Source organism: Flavobacterium faecale (assembly GCF_048320115.1).
GTDB classification, from domain to species: domain Bacteria; phylum Bacteroidota; class Bacteroidia; order Flavobacteriales; family Flavobacteriaceae; genus Flavobacterium; species Flavobacterium faecale_A.
On sequence record NZ_CP182943.1, the window covers coordinates 2,040,581 to 2,062,893 of the forward strand.

Here is a 22,313-nt window from a genome sequence, read left to right on the forward strand (position 1 = left end):
GTTGTGTTAAATTAAAATCCCGATTAAATGCTATTTGTTTAATCGGGATTTTAGTTTGGTATATTTTATTCTTGTACCGTAATTGTTTGGTATATTTTATTCTTGTACCGTAATTGTTTGGTATTCAGAAATTAATTGACCATCATCTGTAAACCCTTCAATGAGTACTTTGATTTCCTTTTGGCCAACTTTAGGAATTTTAAGCTCGTAATTTGGGTTGTCTTTGATAGTTAAATTAGGAGTCCAATTAAGTGTTCCAAATTGAAAGAATTCTTTTTGAGTTTCGAAAGCAGCGTTTTTAAAGTTAATATCTTTCGTGAACCCAGTGGTTACAATCAATGAAGTGTGCTTTGCTCGGAAATAATCATTTTTACTTCCTCCTTTTTTAAGGAAAATTAGAATAGAGCTACCTGCATTTACAGATATATTTGAAGAGCCTGTTTTATCAATATAGATTTCATCTACTTCCGAAATATCCATGCTAAATAGAAGATTAAGGTCAAACAGTTGGATATTGTCAATAAGAACTGCTGGGGATTCGTTTGAAAAAGAATCTCTCGAACCTCGAATGTAGACTGTGTTTTCCTCAGGATCTACTCCAGTTCTAAATCCTTGTCGTGAAAGGAAATCTAGTACTGAGCCAAAATCTGAATCTTCAATTTTAAAACCATTAGCCATAAGTCCTACTTCTTTAGCATGAGTTAAAACCTCTTTTTTGAAAGTGTTTTGGATTGTTACCCCGGCCAGGTTTACGATGTCTTCTTCAAAAGGAGATTTAGCAAATGTGAAATTGTTTTCTGGTTTCTTTTCAATAGGACATACATTCTTCTCAAATTGAAGAGGTAGCATAAATTGGCTCTCATTAGGTTTTACACGAGCTTGCATTTTGGTGTATTTTACAATATTCTTTTGGTTGACCATTTGCAAAATGAAAACTGTAGAGTCTTGAGCAAAAAAGTTTTCGAATTTAAAATCTCCATTAGGCTCAATAGTTGTGTCTTCAAAAACATTGTCTTTTAATGAAATGAGTGAAATTTTATATTCCGACTTTGTTCCGACTTCTTTTTCTACTTTGCCACTTATGGTAACTCCTTTGTTGTACGTAAAGTTTATTTTAGGGGGTTTGTTTTTTAAGTTGTCCCATGAAAATTTACTTCTAACTTGGTTTAACATTAGTGCTTCCATGTCTTGTTTTCTATTTTCGTTGGTTGGGTCAAAATAGAAGTAATTGTCCTTTATAGGTTTTTCTAAGTAGGCATCAAGATAAAATGTTCCTTGAATCGATTTTTTCTGTTGAACACAATTGTTGTTTCCTGGAAGTATACTAATGCTTAAATTGGCCTGTTTTAAATTTGTTTTTCCTGATAAAACAATACTGTCATTTGCAATGGCTTTGGCTTCAAGTGTAGTGATTGGTTTTTCATTACCATAATGGTATACGAGTCTTTCGGTTATTTCATTAAGGTTTTCGTCGATAAGGCGGATGCTGTTTACACCGTTTGCCAAATATTTTTTGTCAAATAACAAAACTTGTTCCGTTTCGTTATTTTTGAAAGTGAATTCTTTTTGAACGGATTGAGCATTTTGGTGAATCATTAAGATAAACTTTTTGTTATTGTACGATTCTAATCCTTTTTCATTGGTTTTTACAGCTACAGCCAGAATGTTTTTTGGTAGGTTATTATTGTAGCTCAATGTAATTCCTGTGTCCTTTGTAATAGGCAAAGGTTGGGAAATTTTGAGCTTGTCGTTTGTAATTTTTAGTGTGTAGGTTTCGTTTGTGTCTGGGATGAAATAAAAAATTCCATTCCCCATTTTGTTTGTATTAAAACGAGAAATCTCATTGGATTTAGAATCTAATATGAGTATATCTTGTAATTCGATACCTTTTTGATTGCAATCTACTATTTTGACACCTACAGTATTACTTATCTGGCCGATAATATTGCCTCCTTCAGGGAAGATTGATACTGTTGCAGTTTTCCAATTAGGTTCATTAGATTTTAGGTTGTAAGGTTCGTCTTTGTTAATGATTTCAACAGCTTGAGTAAAGGAGTCGTCTTCATTAAAATTATTCATCCAGTTTGTGTAAAAGTGAAAGTGGTAAGTTCCAGATTTGAATTTGTTATTCAAATGGATTCCGCCCGAAAAAGTACCTTTAGTGGTGTAGAGTAATTGTTTTTGAATTATTTGGTCTTGATCATCATAGATTACTAATTGTACATTGGTAGTATTTGCATCAGGGGCATCGTAATTTTTATTTAAAACATAACCTTTAAAAGCGATGTCTTCATTGGTTACATATACGTCCTTGTTGAACTGTACATGGATGTTTTCTCTGTCGTATTTGAAATACGTTTCTAAAATGCTTTTAATTTTCTCATGAGTATTTGAGGTGGTCTTGGTTTGAGAGTATGATTGTGCAAACAGTAGCATGCAAAATAAGCTAATATTTAATTTCATAAGGTATAAATGGGTATAGTTTATATTGGTAGTTTTTTTATTTTCAGAGTAAATTTAAATTGATTTAATCGGTTTTCTTGTTAATGTAATCTTAATATGATTTATAGTGCTAAAAACTAATAAGGTAAGATGTGTAAAATGATAAAAGGTTTAAATTTAAAGTCGTTGTTTTTAGGATAAAAAAAATCCGTTCAATTAGTAAAATTGAACGGATTCTATTATTTAGAAAGAGATGTTATTACATCATTCCTGGCATGCCACCACCGTGAGCATGACCAGCTGGTCCTTCTTCTTTAATGTCAATTAAAGCACATTCAGTTGTTAGGATCATTCCAGAAACCGAAGCCGCATTTTCAAGAGCAACACGAGTTACTTTTTTAGGGTCAATGATACCTGCTTTCAACATATCAACATATTCGTTAGTTTTAGCATTGTATCCAAAATCTCCTGAACCTTCAGCAACTTTTGCTACCACTACAGATCCTTCAAGACCCGCATTTTCAACAATAGTACGTAATGGAGCTTCGATAGCACGTGAGATAATTTGGATTCCAGTAGCTTCATCAGCGTTCTCAGCAGTAATGTCTTTCAATACATTTTTAGCTCTTAATAACGCTACACCACCACCAGCAACAATTCCTTCTTCAACAGCTGCACGAGTAGCATGCAATGCATCGTCTACACGGTCTTTTTTCTCTTTCATTTCAACTTCAGAAGCAGCACCAACATAAAGAACAGCAACTCCACCAGCTAATTTAGCCAAACGCTCTTGTAATTTTTCTTTGTCATAATCAGAAGTAGTTACTTCCATTTGACCTTTGATTTGGTTCACACGGTTTTTAATCATTTCCGCTTCACCAGCACCGCTTACAATAGTTGTGTTGTCTTTGTCGATAGTTACTTTACTTGCAGAACCTAACATCTCAAGAGTTGTGTTTTCTAATGTGTATCCTCTTTCTTCAGAGATTACAGTTCCGCCAGTTAAGATAGCGATATCTTCTAACATTGCTTTTCTTCTGTCACCAAAACCAGGTGCTTTTACAGCAGCAATTTTCAAAGCTCCACGCAATTTGTTTACAACCAATGTAGAAAGTGCTTCACCGTCAACATCTTCAGCAATAATCAATAATGGTTTTCCTGATTGAGCTACTGGCTCTAAAACAGGTAATAATTCTTTTAATGAAGAAACTTTTTTGTCATATAAAAGGATGTATGGGCTTTCTAGGTCTACTTCCATTTTTTCAGAATTCGTTACGAAGTAAGGAGAAAGGTATCCTCGGTCAAACTGCATTCCTTCAACAACATCTACAAAAGTTTCTGTTCCTTTAGCTTCTTCTACAGTAATAACGCCTTCTTTACCTACTTTTGCGAAAGCAGTAGCAATTAATTCACCAATTACTTCGTCATTGTTAGCAGAAATAGAAGCAATCTGTTTGATTTTGTCTGAATCGCTTCCTACAACTTGAGTTTGAGTAGCTAAATTAGCAACAATAGCTTCAACAGCTTTATCGATTCCTCTTTTTAAATCCATTGGGTTAGCACCTGCAGCTACGTTTTTCAAGCCTTCTTTTACTATAGCTTGAGCCAATACCGTTGCAGTTGTTGTTCCGTCTCCAGCTAAATCATTAGTTTTTGAAGCTACTTCTTTAACCATTTGAGCTCCCATGTTTTCAAGAGCATCTTTTAATTCGATTTCTTTAGCAACTGAAACACCATCTTTAGTCACTGTAGGACCTCCAAATGATTTTCCAATAATTACGTTACGACCTTTTGGCCCTAAAGTTACTTTTACTGCATTTGCTAATGCATCAACTCCACGTTTTAGTCCGTCACGTGCTTCAATATCAAATTTTATATCTTTTGCCATCTTAAATTTTGTTTAATGTTAAAGTTCTTTGTTTAAAGTTTCGCGTCAGGTTTACAACTTGGAACCTGAAACTTGAAACAAATTTTAGATTATCGCAAGAATATCATCTTCTCTCATAATCAAATAATCTGTGCCTTCTAGTTTTAGTTCGGTACCTGCATACTTGCCGTAAAGAACAGTGTCTCCAATTTTTACGGTCATTTCATGATCTTTTGTGCCATTTCCTACGGCTACAACGGTTCCTTTTTGTGGTTTTTCTTTGGCAGTATCTGGAATAAAAATCCCTGACGCTGTCTTGGTTTCAGCTGCAACTGGTTCAATCAGAACACGGTCTGAAAGTGGTTTGATGTTTAATGTCATGATTTTTTATTTTAAATTAATTATTGTTTGCCTTTCGCTATTCAGAAATTATGCCAGTCCATTTTGACTGACAATTTTTCTTAAAAAAAATGCCAGCTTTGACAGGCTGGCATTTTCTATATTTTTTTGTTGTTGCAAATGGATTATTTTGCAGGGCTTGCTGGTGCACTTTGAATTGGAGCAGGTGCAGCTGTTGCTGGCGTATTGTCAATGATTTTAGAATCGGTATCACTTAGGCTTCCAGTAAAACTCAAACTAGATAACAAGATTAATGCAATCAAAATTGTAGCTAGTGTCCAAGTAGACTTGTCTAAAAAGTCAGTAGTTTTTTGCACACCACCTAGCATTTGGGATCCGCCAACAGTAGAAGATAATCCACCTCCTTTAGGGTTTTGAACCATGATTACTACTACCAATAGAAAACAAACTATTGTGATTAAAACTAAAAAAATTGAAAATGTGCTCATTGTATGTTTAATTATTTTGTTGTAAAATTTTAATATCCGAAATACGGTCTGCAAAGAAACTACTTTTTTCTGGATATTTCAAAATTAATATTTCATAAGCTTGTATGGCTTTTTGATATTTTTTTTGCTCCAGATAAACTCTTGCCAACGTCTCTGTCATCAGGTATGTATGGTCTTCCTTATTAATGTCAATTTGAACATTAGGACTGCTTCCTGATTTTACCGGAGATATTTTAGGGCTGGCTTCAATAAACTTATCAATTAAAGCTGCTTTTTTCTTCTTTTCAGGAGAAATTTCAGTGGACTTTGGCACGTCTTTTTCTTCTTTTTCTCGGGCAATAGGTTGAATTCGTGATAATTGAAGCCATTCTTGAAAGGAGTGTTTCTCTGACTTTGAAAAATCTAATGGCGCTCCAATGGAAAGCTTTTCTTCTACCGAAGTTGTTACAGTGTCAGTTTCTTTTGGAGACGCTTCTTTAATAGAAGTTATTATAGAGTCTTCAATTGTATTTGTAGAAATAGCATTCTCTGTTTCTACTGTTTCGAAATCAACAACGGTCATGTTTAGCAATTCTGCTGTTTTTTTGTCAAATAACTCTCGTTGTATTGATGTAAACGAATCTGAAGTGATAAAGTCAAACAAAACAGCTCGGTCCGTGGTATGGGCAGCTGTTACTTTCAAGGCATAATTATACTTAAAGCTATTTTGGTTGTAGAGTCCTTTTAATCGAAGGGCGCGGGCACTTTGAAAATAAGGAAACTCATCCAAGACATTTTCCAAAGCAGAGGTGTGTTTCTCTGAAATGGAATTGGGCTTGTTTAGTAAGTAAGTATAATCAGTGATGTTCATAGGTTGTTTTTCTGTCTCTTTTTTTAGCTAGATAAAAAAATCAGCTATCATTTTACCATTTGGCTAATGATTCATTAAATATGTCTTGTGTAATTCTTTCAAATATATCTTTTAAGGCATTGTCCAAAGTAGAACCCGTTAATTGTTGGGTTGCTGGATAATCGTAGAAAAATTCAAATGTTTTTTCAAAATTATCTTTTTCTTTCTTCTTATTGAAAAAGCGAACGTTAACTCTTATTTTTAATCGGTTTTGTGAGGCCTGTTGATCGGCAGTTGCAGTCATTGGACTGATGCGGTAATCTACAATCTCTCCTTCATAAGTGAGATCGCCACCATTTTTTACCAAATTTAAGTTGGTTTGATTCATAATAAGATCCTGCAATGCTAGCGTAAATCTACGATCAATTCCAGGTTCTACTAAATCAGCATTGTTAGGAAAAAAGTTGACTTGATAAGTTTTAGCGTCAATTTTTCCGGTGCCCGTAAAGTTGTAAACAGAACAGCTACTGAAACTAAATAAAATAAAAAGAAGGGATATCAGTTGTGTTTTTTTCATTAGAACGGCAAAAATGTTTTTTTTAAAATGAGATTTCAAATATATGAATTTAGGTTTTGGGAATCACAATTAGTTTTAAAGATCAAATTGTTTGATTTTTCGGTACAAAGTTCGTTCTGAAATCCCAAGTTCTTCCGCAGCAGCTTTGCGTTTTCCTTTGTTCTTTTCTAATGATTTTTTGATCATTTCAATTTCTTTTTGTTCTAATTTAAGAACTTCCTCTTCTTCTATTGTTTCGGCAAATAAATAATTGTCTTCAGGCTCTTGATACTGATTTTCCTTATTTGTTGTTGTAATTAATGAGGTATTAGGACGTTCTTCGAAATCAATTTCACTTTCATTTTCCTGTGAGCCATATATTTTCTGAATCAAATTAGGGTTAATGTCTTGGGCTTTAGCAGTGCCACTTTTCATTAATTCTAAAGTGAGTTTTTTCAAATCATTTAAGTCACTTTTCATGTCAAAAAGCACTTTGTATAAAATGTCTCTTTCGGTACTGAAATCGCTTTCTGCTTTTTTATCACTAATTACTGATGGTAAATTGCTTCCTTCAGTAGGTAGATACGATTGTAAAGTCAAAGCATTGATATCTCTATTTGTTTCTAGAACGGATATTTGCTCGGCTACATTTCGCAATTGACGAACGTTACCGCTCCAACGAAATTTTTGTAAAACATCAACGGCGCCTTCATCTAATTTTATAGGAGGCATTTTGTATTTGTGAGCAAAGTCGGCTGCAAATTTCCTGAAAAGTAAATGAATATCGTCTTTTCGTTCGCGTAAAGGAGGTAGAGTGATATCGACAGTACTTAAACGATAGTACAAGTCTTCACGAAATTTCCCTTTCCCGATAGCATCAAATAAATTGACATTGGTTGCCGCTACAATACGAACATCTGTTTTTTGGACTTGAGACGAACCTACTTTTAAAAATTCTCCGTTTTCAAGAATTCTAAGTAAACGTACTTGGGTGGTAAGGGGTAATTCGCCTACTTCATCTAAGAAGATAGTTCCGCCATTGGCTACTTCAAAATAGCCTTCACGGGTGCTGGTAGCCCCTGTAAAAGCCCCTTTTTCGTGACCAAAAAGTTCACTGTCAATTGTCCCTTCAGGTATTGCGCCACAGTTTACAGCAATGTATTTGCCGTGTTTGCGATGGGATAGGGTATGTATGATTTTTGGGATACTTTCCTTACCTACACCGCTTTCTCCCACAACTAAAACGGTAATGTCTGTTGGGGCAACTTGTATTGCTTTCTCTATCGCACGATTGAGTTTTGGTTCGTTACCAATAATCTCAAATCGTTGTTTTATATTTTGAACTGATTCCATTAAAATAATTGTTTAAAGTTTTTTAGTTTAAGGTTTAAAAGTTCTCCTGATAACATTAACCTTAATATTTAAACTTTTTTAATTCATCTCTGAATATCCTATTGCTTCACCTTTCAATGTTCCACTAGTACAGGCAGTGATTTTTACATTTACAAAGTCTCCGATTTTATAATTTTCTTTTGGGAAAACAACCGTGATGCTTTGTGAATTTCTTCCAGAGAATTCTTCTTTTGATTTTTTAGAAATTTTTTCAATTAATACTTCAACGGTCTTGCCAATGAATTCTTCAGAGCGAAACCAAGCATGTTTTTGTTGCAAATCCACGATTTCTTGTAAACGTCGGGCTTTGGTTGGTTCTTCTACATCGTCTTTCATTTTTCTTCCTGCCAAAGTTCCTGGGCGCTCAGAGTAAGAGTACATGTATCCAAAGTTGTATTTTACATATTCCATTAAGCTCATCGTGTCTTGATGGTCTTCTTCAGTTTCTGTTGGGAAACCTGCGATCATGTCTTGAGAAATAGCGCAATCTGGAATAATAGTTCTGATTTTATCTATCAAGTTCATGTATTCTTCTCGGGTATGCAAACGATTCATTTCTTTCAGAATGCGATTGCTTCCTGATTGCACTGGTAAGTGTATGTGTTTGCAGATATTAGGGTACTTTGCAATGACGTGTAAAACACTTTCATGCATGTCTTGTGGATTCGAAGTCGAAAAGCGAATACGCATTTTTGGAAAGCTTACCGCTACCATTTCTAATAATTGGTCAAAATCCACCGCAGTAGCTTTTTGCATTTCGGAGGCATTCTCAAAATCTTTTTTCAGTCCGCCGCCATACCATAAATAACTATCTACATTTTGGCCTAACAAAGTGATTTCTTTAAAACCTTTGTCCCATAAATCTTGGATTTCGGCCATAATGCTTTGTGGCTCACGGCTGCGTTCACGACCCCTAGTGAATGGCACTACGCAAAACGTACACATATTATCACAACCACGAGTGATAGAAACTAGGGCAGTAATACCGTTGCTCATCAAACGAACGGGGGAAATATCCCCATAAGTTTCGTCTTTCGATAAAACTACATTGATGGCGTCACGACCTTCTTCGACTTCGCTTAATAAATTAGGTAAATCTTTGTAAGCATCAGGTCCTACAACCAGGTCAACAATTTTTTCTTCTTCTAGAAATTGACTTTTCAATCGCTCCGCCATACAGCCTAAAACGCCTACTTTCATTTTAGAATTGACACGCTTAACTGCATTGTATTTTTCTAAACGTTTGCGAATAGTTTGTTCTGCTTTGTCTCTAATAGAACAAGTGTTTACCAAGACAAGATCAGCTTCTTCAAGGATTTGAGTGGTGTTGTATCCGTTAGTAGATAATATAGAAGCCACAATTTCACTATCCGAAAAGTTCATGGCACAACCATAACTTTCTATAAATAATTTTTTTGTGTTTTCGGGTTTATTTTCAAGAACAAGACTTTCGCCTTGTTTGTTTTCATCTATAATCTTTTCCATAAGTCACTTTCAAAAGTGTGTTTTAATAAGACTGCAAATGTACAATTATTTGGGGGAATATGACAAGATGTCATATTGAGAATTAACAGTATTTTTTGATTTCTTAGAAAGCTGATGCTGCTTTTAGATTTAAAAAGAATATATGAATGATTTATTAAAGTTTTGAAATGAAATTTTTGATGTTATTTAAGGAGGTTTTTTAAAATTTTAGACAGAATCTTTAAGTTTTTTTACAATCAAAAATATGTAATTTCTTTGATTTTAGTATAGAAGAATGGAGTAGAAGAGCAATGGTTATGATGTTGAAAATCAGTACTATATATTTAAAAAAGCTAGTTGGGGAAAAATCCAGTTTTGTTAAGGTTATTAATTTGAAGACTAAAGGAATAGGATAAATTGGTAAGAATAGTGTCGTAGTTAAATAAAGTATGAGTCTTTCTAAGTAATTGAAATCTTTAGAATCGCTTTATGAGTTAGGTTTTTAATTTGGTAGAGTTGAAGAGGTATTTGTTAAGTTGAATTCTTGGGGTTGCAGTATTATCTGTGATGAAATTGTTAACTTGTTTGAGATTTAATATTTTATGGGTTAGTGTTTTGTACTCTATTTTGTCTTAGACTCTTTGTGTTGCTAATTGGGAAATAATTATAACAGGCTTTTATTCTTAAATTATAATTCACCAAAAAATAATTGTAAATTAAAGTCTTAGTGTTGCTAAGATGAACTCAATATTGGATATATATATAATTAAGGTAGTTGCCAAATCACTCAAAAAATATATCAAAAGCCCTTCTATTTAAAAAAATCTTCTACTTTTGCCTTAGAAAAATAGAGCAATGGCAAAGAATTTAGTTATAGTAGAGTCCCCTGCAAAGGCGAAAACAATCGAGAAATTTTTAGGAAGTGATTTTCAAGTGGAGTCAAGTTATGGGCATATTGCCGACTTGCCTTCTAAGGAAATTGGGGTAGATGTAGAGAATGGTTTCAAGCCTAAATACGAGGTTTCCCCAGATAAAAAGGCCTTGGTGACTAAACTTAAATCGTTGTCTAAAAAAGCTGAAATGGTTTGGTTAGCTAGTGATGAGGACCGCGAGGGAGAGGCTATTTCTTGGCACTTAGCGGAAGAATTAAAATTAGATTCAAAAAAAACAAAACGTATTGTTTTTCATGAGATTACCAAGAACGCTATTTTAAAGGCGATAGATAACCCTCGCGAAATTGACTATAATTTAGTTAATGCACAGCAAGCACGTCGTGTCTTGGATCGATTGGTAGGTTACGAATTGTCACCTGTTTTATGGAGAAAAATTAAAGGCGGTCTTTCAGCGGGACGTGTACAGTCAGTTTCTGTGCGTTTGATTGTAGAAAGAGAACGTGATATTCAGGAGTTTAAAGCTGTGGCAACCTATTCAATTGTAGCTGAGTTTACCAATGAAGCTGGAAAAACGTTTAAAGCTAAATTGCCAAAGAATTTCAATACTAAAAAAGAAGCTGAAGATTTTTTAAATAAAAATATCGGTTCTACTTATAAAGTTTCTGATTTAGAAACAAAACCAACCAAAAAAACACCAGCAGCACCATTTACAACTTCGACATTACAACAAGAAGCAGCTCGCAAATTGTATTTGCCTGTTGGAATCACAATGCAGTTAGCGCAACGTCTCTATGAGGCGGGATTGATTACGTATATGAGAACGGATAGTGTGAACTTGTCTAAAGAGGCGATGGACGCAGCACAAGCTGAGATTGTTAATTCTTATGGTAAGGAATTCTCTTTTCCTCGAACGTTTACTAATAAAAGTAAAGGTGCTCAAGAAGCACACGAAGCTATTCGTCCTACTGATATGTCACGTCATACGGTAAATATTGATAGAGATCAAGCCCGTTTGTATGATTTGATTTGGAAACGAACTTTAGCTTCGCAAATGAGTGATGCAAAGTTAGAACGTACCAATGTGAAGATAGAAGCTAATAATCACAGTGAATTATTTACGGCTTCAGGAGAAGTGTTGTTATTTGAAGGGTTTTTAAAGGTCTACTTAGAAGGACACGATGACGATGAGGAAGAGCAAGAAGGGATGTTGCCAGTTTTGAAAGTGAATGAAAAATTAGCAAACAACTTTATAACAGCAACGGAACGTTATTCAAGACCGCCAGCTCGTTATACCGAGGCGTCACTAGTTAAAAAATTAGAAGAATTAGGAATTGGACGTCCCTCAACTTATGCGCCAACGATTTCTACAATTATCAACAGAAACTATGTTGAAAAAGGAAATTTAGAAGGGCAGGAACGCAATTACACCCAATTGACTTTGCAATCTGGTAAAGTAGTTGAAAAGGGATTGAAAGAAAATACAGGTTCAGATAAAGGGAAGTTAGTGCCAACAGATATAGGAACCATTGTAACAGACTTCTTAGTTAAGAACTTCGGGAATATCTTAGATTATAATTTTACTGCCAAAGTAGAACAGGATTTCGATGAAATTGCAGAAGGAAACATAGAGTGGGAAGCGATGATGAAGGAGTTTTATGATAAATTCCATCCCAATGTAAAAGATGTTGAAGCAAATGCTGATAGAGAAAGTGGAGAGCGTATTTTAGGTACCGATCCAGCAACAGGAAAGCCAGTTTCTGTTCGTTTAGGAAAATTTGGTCCTATGGCTCAAATTGGAGATGCTGAGGACGAAGAAAAGAAGTTTGCGAGCTTAATGAAAGAACAAAACATTGGAAATATTACTCTTGAAGAAGCTTTAAATTTATTTTTGTTACCAAAAGATTTAGGGACTTATAAAGGAGAAGAAGTAGAGGTGAATAATGGTCGTTTTGGCCCTTATGTACGTCACGGAAGCGTTTTTATTTCGTTGCCAAGAGGTGAAGATCCTTTAGCGGTTTCTAAAGAAAGAGCGCAAGAATTAATTGATGAAAAAATCAAGGCCGATGCGCCTATTGCGACCTACAAAGGTGAAGGTGTGCAAAAAGGGACAGGACGTTTTGGTCCATTCATAAAATGGAATGGTATTTTTATCAATGTAAGTAAGAAATATGACTTTGATAATTTATCACAAGCGGATATTGAAGCTTTGATTGAAGATAAGTTGCAAAAAAATATTGATAAAGTACTCCATAATTGGGAAGAAGAAGGGATAAGGGTTGAAAAGGCAAGATGGGGACGATCCGTTATTTTGAAAGGAAAAATCAAAATTGAATTAGGTAAAGAAGTAGATGCAGCTAAATTAACTTTGGCAGAAGTTCAAGAGATTATTGAACAGAAAGCACCAGCAAAAAAGACTGCAGCCAAAAAAACAACAGCTAAGAAAGCGCCAACTAAAAAAGCCGCTCCAAAAAAGAAATAAGAAAGTATGGAATTTGAGTTTTTAACCCCTTTGAATAAGAATTTTGCTGCTCAAGTAAAAGAATTTTCGGCTCAACAATTAGGGAGTAAAGTCGTTTTTCATACTAAAGATCAGTTTCCTGATATTGAAAAAGTTGACATTGCAATTCTTGGCGTGTTAGAAAATAGAGGCGATAGGGTAGCGTTTTCTAATATAGATTTAGAGCCACTTAGAAAACAGTTGTATTCCATGTTTCCAGGGAATTGGCATGCTTCGATAGCTGATTTAGGTGATATTGTTGCAGGAAATAGTCTTGAAGATACGTACTTTGCTTTACGTAAAGTTGCAGCTTTATTAATCAAAAATAAAGTGATTCCAATTGTTATTGGTGGATCGCAAGATTTGACTTATGCGATGTATCGTGCCTATGATGATCTAGAGCAAATGGTAAATTTGGTGTCTATAGACAGCAAGTTTGATTTTGGGAAAGAAGAAGAATCTGCTTTGGTCTCGTCGTATTTGACAAAAATTATTATTGATGAACCTAATAATCTCTTCAACTATTGTAATATTGGATATCAGACCTATTACAATGCTCAAGAAGAGATTGATCTAATTGAGAAACTTTTTTTTGATGCCTATCGTTTAGGAGAGATTTCAAATAATATTGCATTAGCGGAGCCCGTTTTTAGAGATGCTGATATTGTAAGTTTGGATTTAAATGCTGTCAAGTCTTCCGATTCAGGTAATTTTGTTTCTTTTGAACCTAATGGATTTAATGGAAAAGAAATTTGTTCGTTGTCTAGATATGCTGGAATAAGTGATAAAGTTTCTATGTTCGGACTGTTTAATCATAGCAGCTCTATACAAGAGTCAACTCTTATGGCTCAGATTGTCTGGTATTTTATTGAAGGGTATCATTATCGTTCGAACGAATACCCTTTTGGAAGTAGAGAAAGTTATATTAAGTTCATCGTTCCGATTGATGAGGAAACTTTAGTTTTTTATAAAAGTAACAAGACTGATAGGTGGTGGATAGAGATACCTTTTGTTACCAATGGAGGCAATAAACTAAAAAGAAATACGTTATTACCTTGTTCTTACGAAGAGTATTTGGGAGCTTGTAATCAAGAATTGCCAGAAAGATGGTGGAAAGCGCAACGGAAAAATATTATTTAATCTTAGTTTTGGTAGTTTGATTTTTGTATTTTTAAAAAAAATATTTGTTTTCGTAAAATAATTGTTTTTTAAAAAAATAATAAATACGTTTACACATTGAAAAATAATGAATATATAACCCTATTTTATATGAAGAATTTCATTGCATTTATGGCAATTGTGACGCTATTAATTGGCTGTGGTAAATCTAGCGATAAAGGTGAGTTGGTGGGTGTTAAAGGATCTAAGTGGCATCCAGAGAAACCTTATGGTATGACTTTAGTGCCTGGAGGTTCTTTTATCATGGGTAAATCAGATGATGATGTAGCGGGAATTCAAGATGCACCAACTAAAACAGTAACTGTTCGGTCTTTTTATATGGATGAAACAGAAATTACAAATAGTGAATACAGACAGTTTGTAGAATGGGTTAAGGATTCAACTATGAGAGTTCGTTTAGCTATTTTAGCAGATGAAATGGGAATTAAACCTGGTTCTGGTAAAAATAGCAAAACAGGAAGTATTGGTGATTTTGCTTTTAACGATTCAGATCCTGCTAAAATGACGGCATACGACAAGTATATGTATGATAACTATTACAGTATTGGTACAGATGACGATCCTTATGCTGGAAGAAGACTCAATAGAAAAGTAAAGTTGATTAAAGATCCTAAAAAATATCCAGATGAATATTATGTTGAGGTAATGGACTCGATGTATTTACCTATAGAAGCTTCTTATAACGGATTAAGAACGATCGACGTAAATAAATTGAAATTTCGTTATTCTTGGATGGATATTCAAGCTGCAGCTAAGGCTAAAGTAGGAAAACGTCAAGATTTTATTAAAACGGAAGAAGTAAAAGTATACCCAGACACAACAGTTTGGATTAAGGATTTCTCTTATTCTTATAATGAGCCAATGCATAATGATTATTTTTGGCACAAAGCTTATGGTGATTACCCAGTAGTTGGAGTGAAATGGACTCAAGCCAAAGCTTTTTGCGCTTGGAGAACTTTAAATAAAAACACTTACATCAAATCAAAAGCAAAAGGTCGTGATTTGATTAACTCTTTCCGTTTACCAACGGAAGCTGAGTGGGAATATTCAGCTAGGGGAGGTTTGCAGTCTGCTACTTATCCTTGGGGAGGGCCTTATACGAAAAATGATAGAGGTTGTTTCTTGGCGAACTTCAAACCAAGCAGAGGGGATTATGCGGCTGATCAAGCTTTGTATACTGTTGAGGCTAAATCATACGAGCCAAATGCTTATAATCTATACAATATGGCAGGAAATGTTTCTGAATGGACTGATTCATCTTACGATCCTAATGCCTATGAATATGTGTCCTCAATGAATCCAAACGTTTTAGATTTGTCTAACAAACGTAAAGTTGTGCGCGGTGGTTCTTGGAAAGATGTAGCATACTTTTTACAAGTAAGCACAAGAGATTATGAATATGCTGATTCAGCAAGAAGTTATATAGGATTCCGTACCGTTCAAGATTATATGGGATTGCAAACAACTGGAAATACATCAACCAGAAGAAGATAATAAAAACCAAAACCTACTAAATTAATAAAAATCAAAAATTATGGCATTACTAAGTAAAAAAGCAATGAATTTTGCATACGGAATGGGAGCTGCGGTAGTAATCGTGGGAGCATTGTTTAAAATTACTCATATCGAGTTAGGACCTATTACTGGTAACTTGATGTTGACTATTGGATTGTTAGTGGAAGCTTTGATTTTTGCTTTGTCAGCTTTTGAGCCAGTAGATGATGAATTAGACTGGACACTTGTATATCCTGAATTAGCCAATGGTAAAGCTCAAAAAAGAGAAGTAAAACCAAAACAAGAGTCTCCAACAGAAGCTCAAGGTTTGTTATCTCAAAAATTAGATGCAATGTTGAAAGACGCGAAAATTGATGGTGAGTTAATGTCTAGTTTAGGGAATAGCATTAAAAACTTTGAATCAGCAGCAAAAGGAATTGCTCCTACAGTAGATTCAATTGCGTCAACAAAAAAATACAGCGAAGAATTAACTTTGGCAGCTGCACAAATGGAATCACTAAACAGCTTGTACAAGGTGCAATTGCAAAGTGCTTCTAGAAATGCACAAATAAATGAAGAAGTTCTTGAAAATAATGTGAAATTGAAAGAACAAATGCAATCCTTAACTGCTAACTTATCATCTTTGAACAATGTTTATGGTGGAATGCTTACTGCAATGAGTCATAAAGGATAATTAGTTTCAAACTATTAATAAAAAGAATTAATTCAAACTAATTAGAAAATTACCACTATGGCAGGAGGAAAACTAACCCCTAGACAGAAAATGATTAACCTAATGTACTTGGTTTTCATTGCGATGTTAGCATTAAATATGTCCAAAGAAGTATTATCTGCTTTTGGAATTTTAAATTTAAAAATTGTAGAATCAAACCTTATTTCAGATACGCGTAATGAGTCTTCCTTTCAACAATTAGCTCAAAAAGCAGTTGACCAACCAGGTCAATTTGGTGAGAAAAAAGTAAAAGTTGAGAAAATTAGAGCTGTCTCTAAAGAATTTAATGATTACATAGAAAGCATAAAAGTTTCCGTAACAAAAAACTTTGAAAGAGACGAAGAAGGAAATCTTCCTTATGAGCAAATGGATAAAGGAGATTTGATTGATAATATGTTCTTTACAGGAGATAAAGCTTCTGCTAAAGGAAAAGAGTTTTTAGCTAAAATTAATGGTTATGCAGCTCAAATTAAGCAAATTGGAGGGAGTTCAATTGCGGAGTCTGAAATCAAAAAAATAGAAAATAGATTTGCAACTAAACCTGTTTATTCAAAAAAAGCGGGTGCAAATTTACCTTGGTTAGATTACAACTATAGAGGATTTCCGGTAATTGCAACCATAACTAAATTGTCTCAAATTCAGGCAGATATTAAAACTACTGAAAGTGATGTAATGACGGGAATGTTTCAATCTGATTTAGTTGCTGCAGCTTCACTTACGGCTTACCAGCCAATTGTAGTTTTAGATAAATCGGTTTTCTTTCAAGGAGAAGCTGTGTCTGGTAAAATTATCTTAGGAAAATTTGATCCATCATTGAAAGCAAAATCTGTGGTTGTTAATGGTTCAAGTATCCAAGCGATGGCAGGTCAAGCTAAATTTTCTTTTGGAGCTGGAAATATAGGAGAGCACGCTATTTCTGGTTCTTTCAATTTTGATGAAAATGGAAAAGTCGTTAGTTTGCCTATTAAAGATAAGTATGTAGTAGTGGCAAGACCAAAATCAGCTACAATCTCTGCTGATAAGATGAATGTAGTGTATAGAGGTGTTGTGAATCCAATGACAATTTCATTTGCTGGTATTCCTGCGGATAAAGTGTCAGCTTCTGCTCCAGGTTTAAGTTCTGCTGGAGGTGGTAAATTTAATATGAGTCCTTCAAGTGGTAGCCAAGTTGTGATTAATGTGACTGGAACATTACCAGATGGTTCTAAAGTTTCAGATAGTAAAACTTTTAGAATTAAAGGAATTCCTGGCCCAACAGGTACAATACGTGGAGAAACTGGTGTTGTAAAAGGACCAAAATCAAATTTAGAGATTGCTACAATTGGAGCTAAATTAGAAGATTTTGATTTTGAAGTTGGTTTAGATGTAGTTGGATTTAATATGAAATTAACCGGACAACCTACTGTTGTAGTTCAAGGTGATAAATTAAATGCACAATGTAAATCAGTGCTTTCAAAAGCAGTGAGAGGTGATCAAGTAACTATTTCTGAAATTAAAACAAAATTAGTAGGAGCAGGTAGTTATTTATTGCCAAGAACATCTCCTGTTATTTTTGAAATTCAATAATAATTAGTAAAAGGAGTTCATTAAAATTATATAATGACATCATGAAGAATGTAAAAAAAGGTTTATTGGTAATGTGTTCAGTACTTTTGGCTGTGTCATCTTTTGCGCAATCAAATTTACTTAATGCAAAAACGCCATCGCAAATAGGACTTAAAACCGCAGCTCAATTAATTTCTGATAATGATAAACCATTAGCTTATGGCTATGTGCACGATAGAGATATCTTAATGGGTAAAACGGTTTGGGAAGTTATTGATTTGAGTGAAAGAATTAATTTTCCGTTGTATTTTCCAATAGACGAAAACATTGGTTCAGATAGAAGATCATTGTATACAGTTTTAACGACTGCTATCAAAAATGGTAAAATTACTGAGGTTTATTCTGATAGCTATTTCAATACAAAGAAGACATATAGAGATATTGAAGCTTCTTTGTCTAGAATCGATACCACTGATGCAGGTAGAGAACAAATTAACGCTGGTATGAAGCGTGTTTCGCCTGAATATATTTTACGTTCTGATTTAACAGCGCAAGATGTTACTCAATATAAGATAAAAGGTTTTTGGTATTTTGATAAACGTCAAAGTGAATTAAAGTATCGTTTGTTAGGTATTTGTCCAGTTACACCAGATGTATATACGATGAATAGTGATGAGAAAGATTATATCGAATTATTCTGGATCTTCTTTCCTTCGGCTAGAAATGTGTTGCATGAAGCGAAAGCTTTTAATGATAAAAACTCTTCAATGCCTATATCTTTTGATCAAATTTTGAATTCAAGACGTTTTAATAGTGTGATTTATAAAGAAGAAAATGTATATGGAGATCGTGAGATTAAAGAATACATGAAGGATAACGCACAAAAACAGTTGATTGAATCTGATAGAATTAAAGAGAAAATTAGAAATTTTGAGTCTGATATGTGGAATTATTAATAGCTAATTCTTTGTTGAAAATATAATAAAAAGAACTCTTACTTTTAAAGTAAGAGTTTTTTGTTTGAATGTGTTTTAGTTAAATATGGTATTATGGTAGATTTTTTGATTATTGGTTCTGGCTTAGCAGGTATTTCCTTTGCGGAAACCGCTTTATTAAACGATAAAACAATTTTCGTAATGGATGACGACTCTCAGAATTCATCTAAAATAGCTGGAGGTCTATATAATCCTGTAATCTTAAAGCGTTTTAGTGAGGTCTGGCACGCTAAAGAACAATTAGATTTAATGGAGAGTTTTTATCCTAGATTAGAGGCTAAATTAAATGTACACTTTGATTTTAAGAAACCCATTTTAAGAAAGTTTTTTTCGATTGAAGAGCAAAATAATTGGTTCGCAGCCTCAGATAAGCCTAATCTTGCTTCCTTTTTATCTTTAGATTTGGTGACTAAGAAATATTCGGGTATTAATTCTCCTTATGATTATGGAGAAGTATTGAGAACGGGTTTTGTGGATACTGCAATTTTGGTTTCCTCTTACAGGGCTTATTTAAAAAAAAATCAATGGTTTGTTAATGAATCTTTTGACTATGCTAAGTTGATTATTAATGATGATTGTGTTGTTTATAAAGATATTCAAGCGAGGCATATCGTTTTTGCCGAAGGCTTTGGTATTCATTTGAATCCTTACTTTAAACATTTGCCTTTGGACGGGACAAAAGGAGAATTATTTATAATTAAAGCACCTGATTTGGATTTAGATGTAATAGTTAATACAAGTGTATTTATTTTACCCTTAGGTGATGGCTTATTTAAAGTAGGTGCTACTTACAACTGGAAAGACAAAACTGCTGAGCCCACTGAAGATGGTAAGGCGGAATTAATTGAACGAATTAATGAAATCCTTAATTGTGAATTTGAGATTGTTTCTCATTTTGCTGGAATTCGACCTACTGTTCGTGACAGGCGACCTTTAGTAGGGACACACCCTGAACATGAGAGATTGCACCTTTTAAATGGTTTGGGCACCAGAGGTGTAATGTTAGGGCCTGAAATGGCTAAAGCGTTATATGATTCTGTTGAAAATAGAATTCCATTGGATAAGGAAATTGATTTTAACCGTATAAAGCCTAAAAATTTTAGAGAAAATAATTAGTCTATTGCTGCTTCTTTTTTTGTGTTTTTGGATCGTAAGAAATAAACATATTGATGTATATATTTCTAGACCATCTTAATACAAATGGAAACAAGAAAATTAATGCTGCAATGATAGCGATAAAGGAAGTCTTTACAGAACTATCGAAGATCACATAGGATATAATAAATGTGGCGATGCCCACGGCAACATTTAATCCATAACTCACATACATAGCGCCGTAAAAAAAGGAAGGCTCAATTTGGTATCTAAGTCCACAATGACTGCAAACTTCATTCATTTTTAGAATCGAGGTCAAATGAAGTGGGTTTTTATCCACATACATGCTTTCATTTTGGCATTTAGGACAACTTCCTGTTAAAATACTATTTAGTTTGGATCCTTTTTTTAACATTTGCAAAAAATTTTAGCAAAGGTACAATTTTAGGATTGTTGCCTCTGTAACTATAGTCACAAAATATGCTTAATATACACAATTTATCCGTTTCATTCGGAGGGACTTATTTATTTGAAGAAGTAACTTTTAGATTAGGAGCTGGAGATAGAGTAGGTCTTGTAGGGAAAAATGGTGCTGGAAAATCGACCATGCTTAAAATGTTAGCAGGTGATTTCAAACCCGATTCAGGTGTGATATCACAAGAAAAAGACATCCGTTTGGGATTTCTGCGTCAAGATATTGATTTTGAACGAGGAAGAACAGTGCTTGAGGAAGCTTATGAAGCTTTTACGGATATTAAGATAGTTGAGAAAAAACTTGAGGAAATCAACCATCTTTTGGTAACTCGTACGGATTATGAAAGTGAAGCCTACAGCCAAATTATTGAAGATTTATCTGATTATACCCATCGTTTTGAACTTTTAGGAGGTTACAACTATGTTGGGGATACCGAAAAAATTCTGTTAGGTTTAGGTTTTAAAAGAGAAGTGTTTAATAATCAAACAGAAACATTTTCTGGAGGTTGGAGGATGCGTATTGAATTAGCAAAGTTATTATTACAATCTAATGATGTGTTGCTTTTAGATGAGCCTACTAACCACTTAGATATCGAAAGTATTATTTGGTTGGAAAGCTTTTTACGTAATTATCCTGGAGTAGTAGTTATTGTATCGCACGATAAGATGTTTTTGGATAATGTTACAAATAGAACTATTGAGATTTCATTAGGGAAAGCATACGATTTCAATAAACCTTATTCGCAGTATTTAGAATTACGTCATGAGATTCGGGAAAAGCAATTGGCAACGCAAAAAAACCAAGCTAAGAAAATTGAGGAAACAGAAAAACTGATTGAGAAATTCCGTGCCAAAGCATCCAAAGCTTCTATGGCGCAGTCCTTAATTAAGAAATTGGATAAAGTAGAACGTATTGAAGTCGATGAAGATGACAATTCAGTAATGAATATTAGCTTTCCAGTGTCTAAAGAACCAGGAAGAGTCGTAATAGAAGCCGAGCATGTTACGAAAAGTTATGGTGATAAAACCATTTTGAAAGATATTAACTTATTGGTTGAGAGAGGGAGTAAAATTGCCTTTGTTGGGCAGAATGGTCAAGGTAAATCGACATTTATTAAAGCAATAGTAGATGAATTTGAATACGAAGGCAGTATCAAATTAGGACACAATGTTCAATTAGGTTATTTTGCTCAAAATCAAGCCGAATATCTTGATGGAGAAATTACTTTACTTCAGACGATGGAAGATGCAGCCATGGATACCAACAGGAGCAAAGTTCGCGATATGTTGGGGTCTTTCTTGTTTCGTGGTGATGATGTCGAAAAAAAGGTAAAAGTGCTTTCTGGAGGGGAACGCAATCGTTTGGCACTTTGTAAGTTATTGTTACAGCCTATCAATGTTTTGTTGATGGATGAGCCTACCAATCACTTGGATATTAAATCTAAGAATGTCCTAAAAGCTGCTCTACAAAAATTTGGGGGCACCTTACTTTTGGTTTCTCACGATAGGGATTTCTTGCAAGGGATGTCAAATATTGTTTACGAATTCAAAGACCAAAAAATCAAGGAATATCTTGGAGATATCAATTACTTCTTAGAGCAACGCAACCTTGAAAACATGCGAGAAGTAGAAAAAAAAGACGCACAAAAAACGGCTGCACCTAAGGAAAGTAATAAGGCCTCCTATGAGGATCAAAAGAAAAGTAAAGCCCTAAATAACAAATTGAGTAAAATTGAAAGTCAAATCAAGCAATTAGAAAAAGACATTCAAAATGACGATAAAATGCTTACTTCAAATTATGATAAACATATAGAAGATGCCTCTTTTTTTAAGGCCTACAACAAGAAAAAAGCCGATTTAGATCAATTGTTACTAGATTGGGAAATTGTTCAAGAGGAGATTGACAACTTGTAGCTATTCCAGCGCTTCGTTTCAATCTTTTACTCAAAACACTTTTTTTGTAAACTACTGTCAGGAGCTTCCTTCGGTCGCTCTGCCAGTAGCACAAAA

At 34.2% G+C, this 22,313-nt stretch carries 17 protein-coding genes; 8 read left to right on the plus strand and 9 right to left on the minus strand.

Translation table 11 applies throughout. The features are described from left to right. Positions 1-96: 96 nt before the first annotated feature. The 8 genes from ACNH59_RS08540 to miaB form a co-directional block, all read right to left on the minus strand. Positions 97-2,436, minus strand: a complete 2,340-nt coding sequence (locus ACNH59_RS08540) for a hypothetical protein (RefSeq protein WP_418262128.1) — start codon at positions 2,434-2,436, stop codon at positions 97-99. A gap of 265 nt (positions 2,437-2,701) precedes the next feature. Continuing rightward, a complete protein-coding gene (gene groL / locus ACNH59_RS08545) occupies positions 2,702-4,330 on the minus strand; it encodes a chaperonin GroEL (RefSeq protein WP_418262129.1) in 1,629 nt (542 codons plus the stop codon). An 84-nt stretch (positions 4,331-4,414) separates the two neighbouring features. Continuing rightward, positions 4,415-4,690: a co-chaperone GroES gene (locus ACNH59_RS08550; protein WP_071184975.1), complete on the minus strand. Its 276-nt coding sequence runs from the start codon at positions 4,688-4,690 to the stop codon at positions 4,415-4,417. Positions 4,691-4,833: 143 nt separating this feature from the next. After that, positions 4,834-5,157 (minus strand): preprotein translocase subunit SecG, encoded by a 324-nt coding sequence (gene secG, locus ACNH59_RS08555; RefSeq protein ID WP_418262130.1) that lies wholly within the window; start codon positions 5,155-5,157, stop codon positions 4,834-4,836. 7 nt (positions 5,158-5,164) lie between these two features. Next, entirely contained in the window at positions 5,165-6,007 is an 843-nt protein-coding gene (locus ACNH59_RS08560; RefSeq protein ID WP_418262131.1) for a tetratricopeptide repeat protein, read from the minus strand. A gap of 52 nt (positions 6,008-6,059) precedes the next feature. Further along, positions 6,060-6,563, minus strand: a complete 504-nt coding sequence (locus tag ACNH59_RS08565) for an LptE family protein (RefSeq protein ID WP_418262132.1) — start codon at positions 6,561-6,563, stop codon at positions 6,060-6,062. Between the two features lie 75 nt (positions 6,564-6,638). Beyond that, positions 6,639-7,895 (minus strand): sigma 54-interacting transcriptional regulator, encoded by a 1,257-nt coding sequence (locus tag ACNH59_RS08570; RefSeq protein WP_418262133.1) that lies wholly within the window; start codon positions 7,893-7,895, stop codon positions 6,639-6,641. A gap of 78 nt (positions 7,896-7,973) precedes the next feature. Further along, a complete protein-coding gene (gene miaB, locus ACNH59_RS08575) occupies positions 7,974-9,419 on the minus strand; it encodes a tRNA (N6-isopentenyl adenosine(37)-C2)-methylthiotransferase MiaB (protein ID WP_418262134.1) in 1,446 nt (481 codons plus the stop codon). An 834-nt stretch (positions 9,420-10,253) separates the two neighbouring features. Between miaB and topA the strand changes: the two genes are divergently transcribed. From topA to ACNH59_RS08610, 7 genes are all read left to right on the plus strand, one after another. Next, a complete protein-coding gene (gene topA, locus ACNH59_RS08580; RefSeq protein WP_418262135.1) occupies positions 10,254-12,770 on the plus strand; it encodes a type I DNA topoisomerase in 2,517 nt (838 codons plus the stop codon). Positions 12,771-12,776: 6 nt separating this feature from the next. Next, positions 12,777-13,928, plus strand: coding sequence for a formimidoylglutamase (locus ACNH59_RS08585; protein ID WP_418262136.1), 1,152 nt, complete (start codon positions 12,777-12,779; stop codon positions 13,926-13,928). A 129-nt stretch (positions 13,929-14,057) separates the two neighbouring features. Next, entirely contained in the window at positions 14,058-15,461 is a 1,404-nt protein-coding gene (gene gldK / locus ACNH59_RS08590; protein WP_418262137.1) for a gliding motility lipoprotein GldK, read from the plus strand. Between the two features lie 40 nt (positions 15,462-15,501). Then, positions 15,502-16,155: a gliding motility protein GldL gene (gene gldL, locus ACNH59_RS08595; RefSeq protein WP_418262138.1), complete on the plus strand. Its 654-nt coding sequence runs from the start codon at positions 15,502-15,504 to the stop codon at positions 16,153-16,155. 57 nt (positions 16,156-16,212) lie between these two features. After that, positions 16,213-17,760, plus strand: coding sequence for a gliding motility protein GldM (gene gldM / locus ACNH59_RS08600; RefSeq protein WP_418262139.1), 1,548 nt, complete (start codon positions 16,213-16,215; stop codon positions 17,758-17,760). A 41-nt stretch (positions 17,761-17,801) separates the two neighbouring features. Then, the gene (gene gldN, locus ACNH59_RS08605; protein WP_418262140.1) at positions 17,802-18,695 is read left to right on the plus strand and encodes a gliding motility protein GldN; all 894 of its coding nucleotides are present in this window, start codon (positions 17,802-17,804) and stop codon (positions 18,693-18,695) included. Positions 18,696-18,788: 93 nt separating this feature from the next. After that, a complete protein-coding gene (locus ACNH59_RS08610; protein ID WP_418262141.1) occupies positions 18,789-19,850 on the plus strand; it encodes an NAD(P)/FAD-dependent oxidoreductase in 1,062 nt (353 codons plus the stop codon). 1 nt (position 19,851) lies between these two features. Here ACNH59_RS08610 and ACNH59_RS08615 read toward each other — a convergent pair whose 3' ends face one another. After that, positions 19,852-20,244, minus strand: a complete 393-nt coding sequence (locus ACNH59_RS08615) for a DUF983 domain-containing protein (protein WP_418262142.1) — start codon at positions 20,242-20,244, stop codon at positions 19,852-19,854. A gap of 65 nt (positions 20,245-20,309) precedes the next feature. Here ACNH59_RS08615 and ACNH59_RS08620 point away from each other — a divergent pair, with 65 nt between their 5' ends. After that, on the plus strand, positions 20,310-22,217 hold the full coding sequence (locus ACNH59_RS08620) for an ABC-F family ATP-binding cassette domain-containing protein (RefSeq protein ID WP_418262143.1): 1,908 nt from the start codon (positions 20,310-20,312) through the stop codon (positions 22,215-22,217). Positions 22,218-22,313 lie beyond the last annotated feature (96 nt).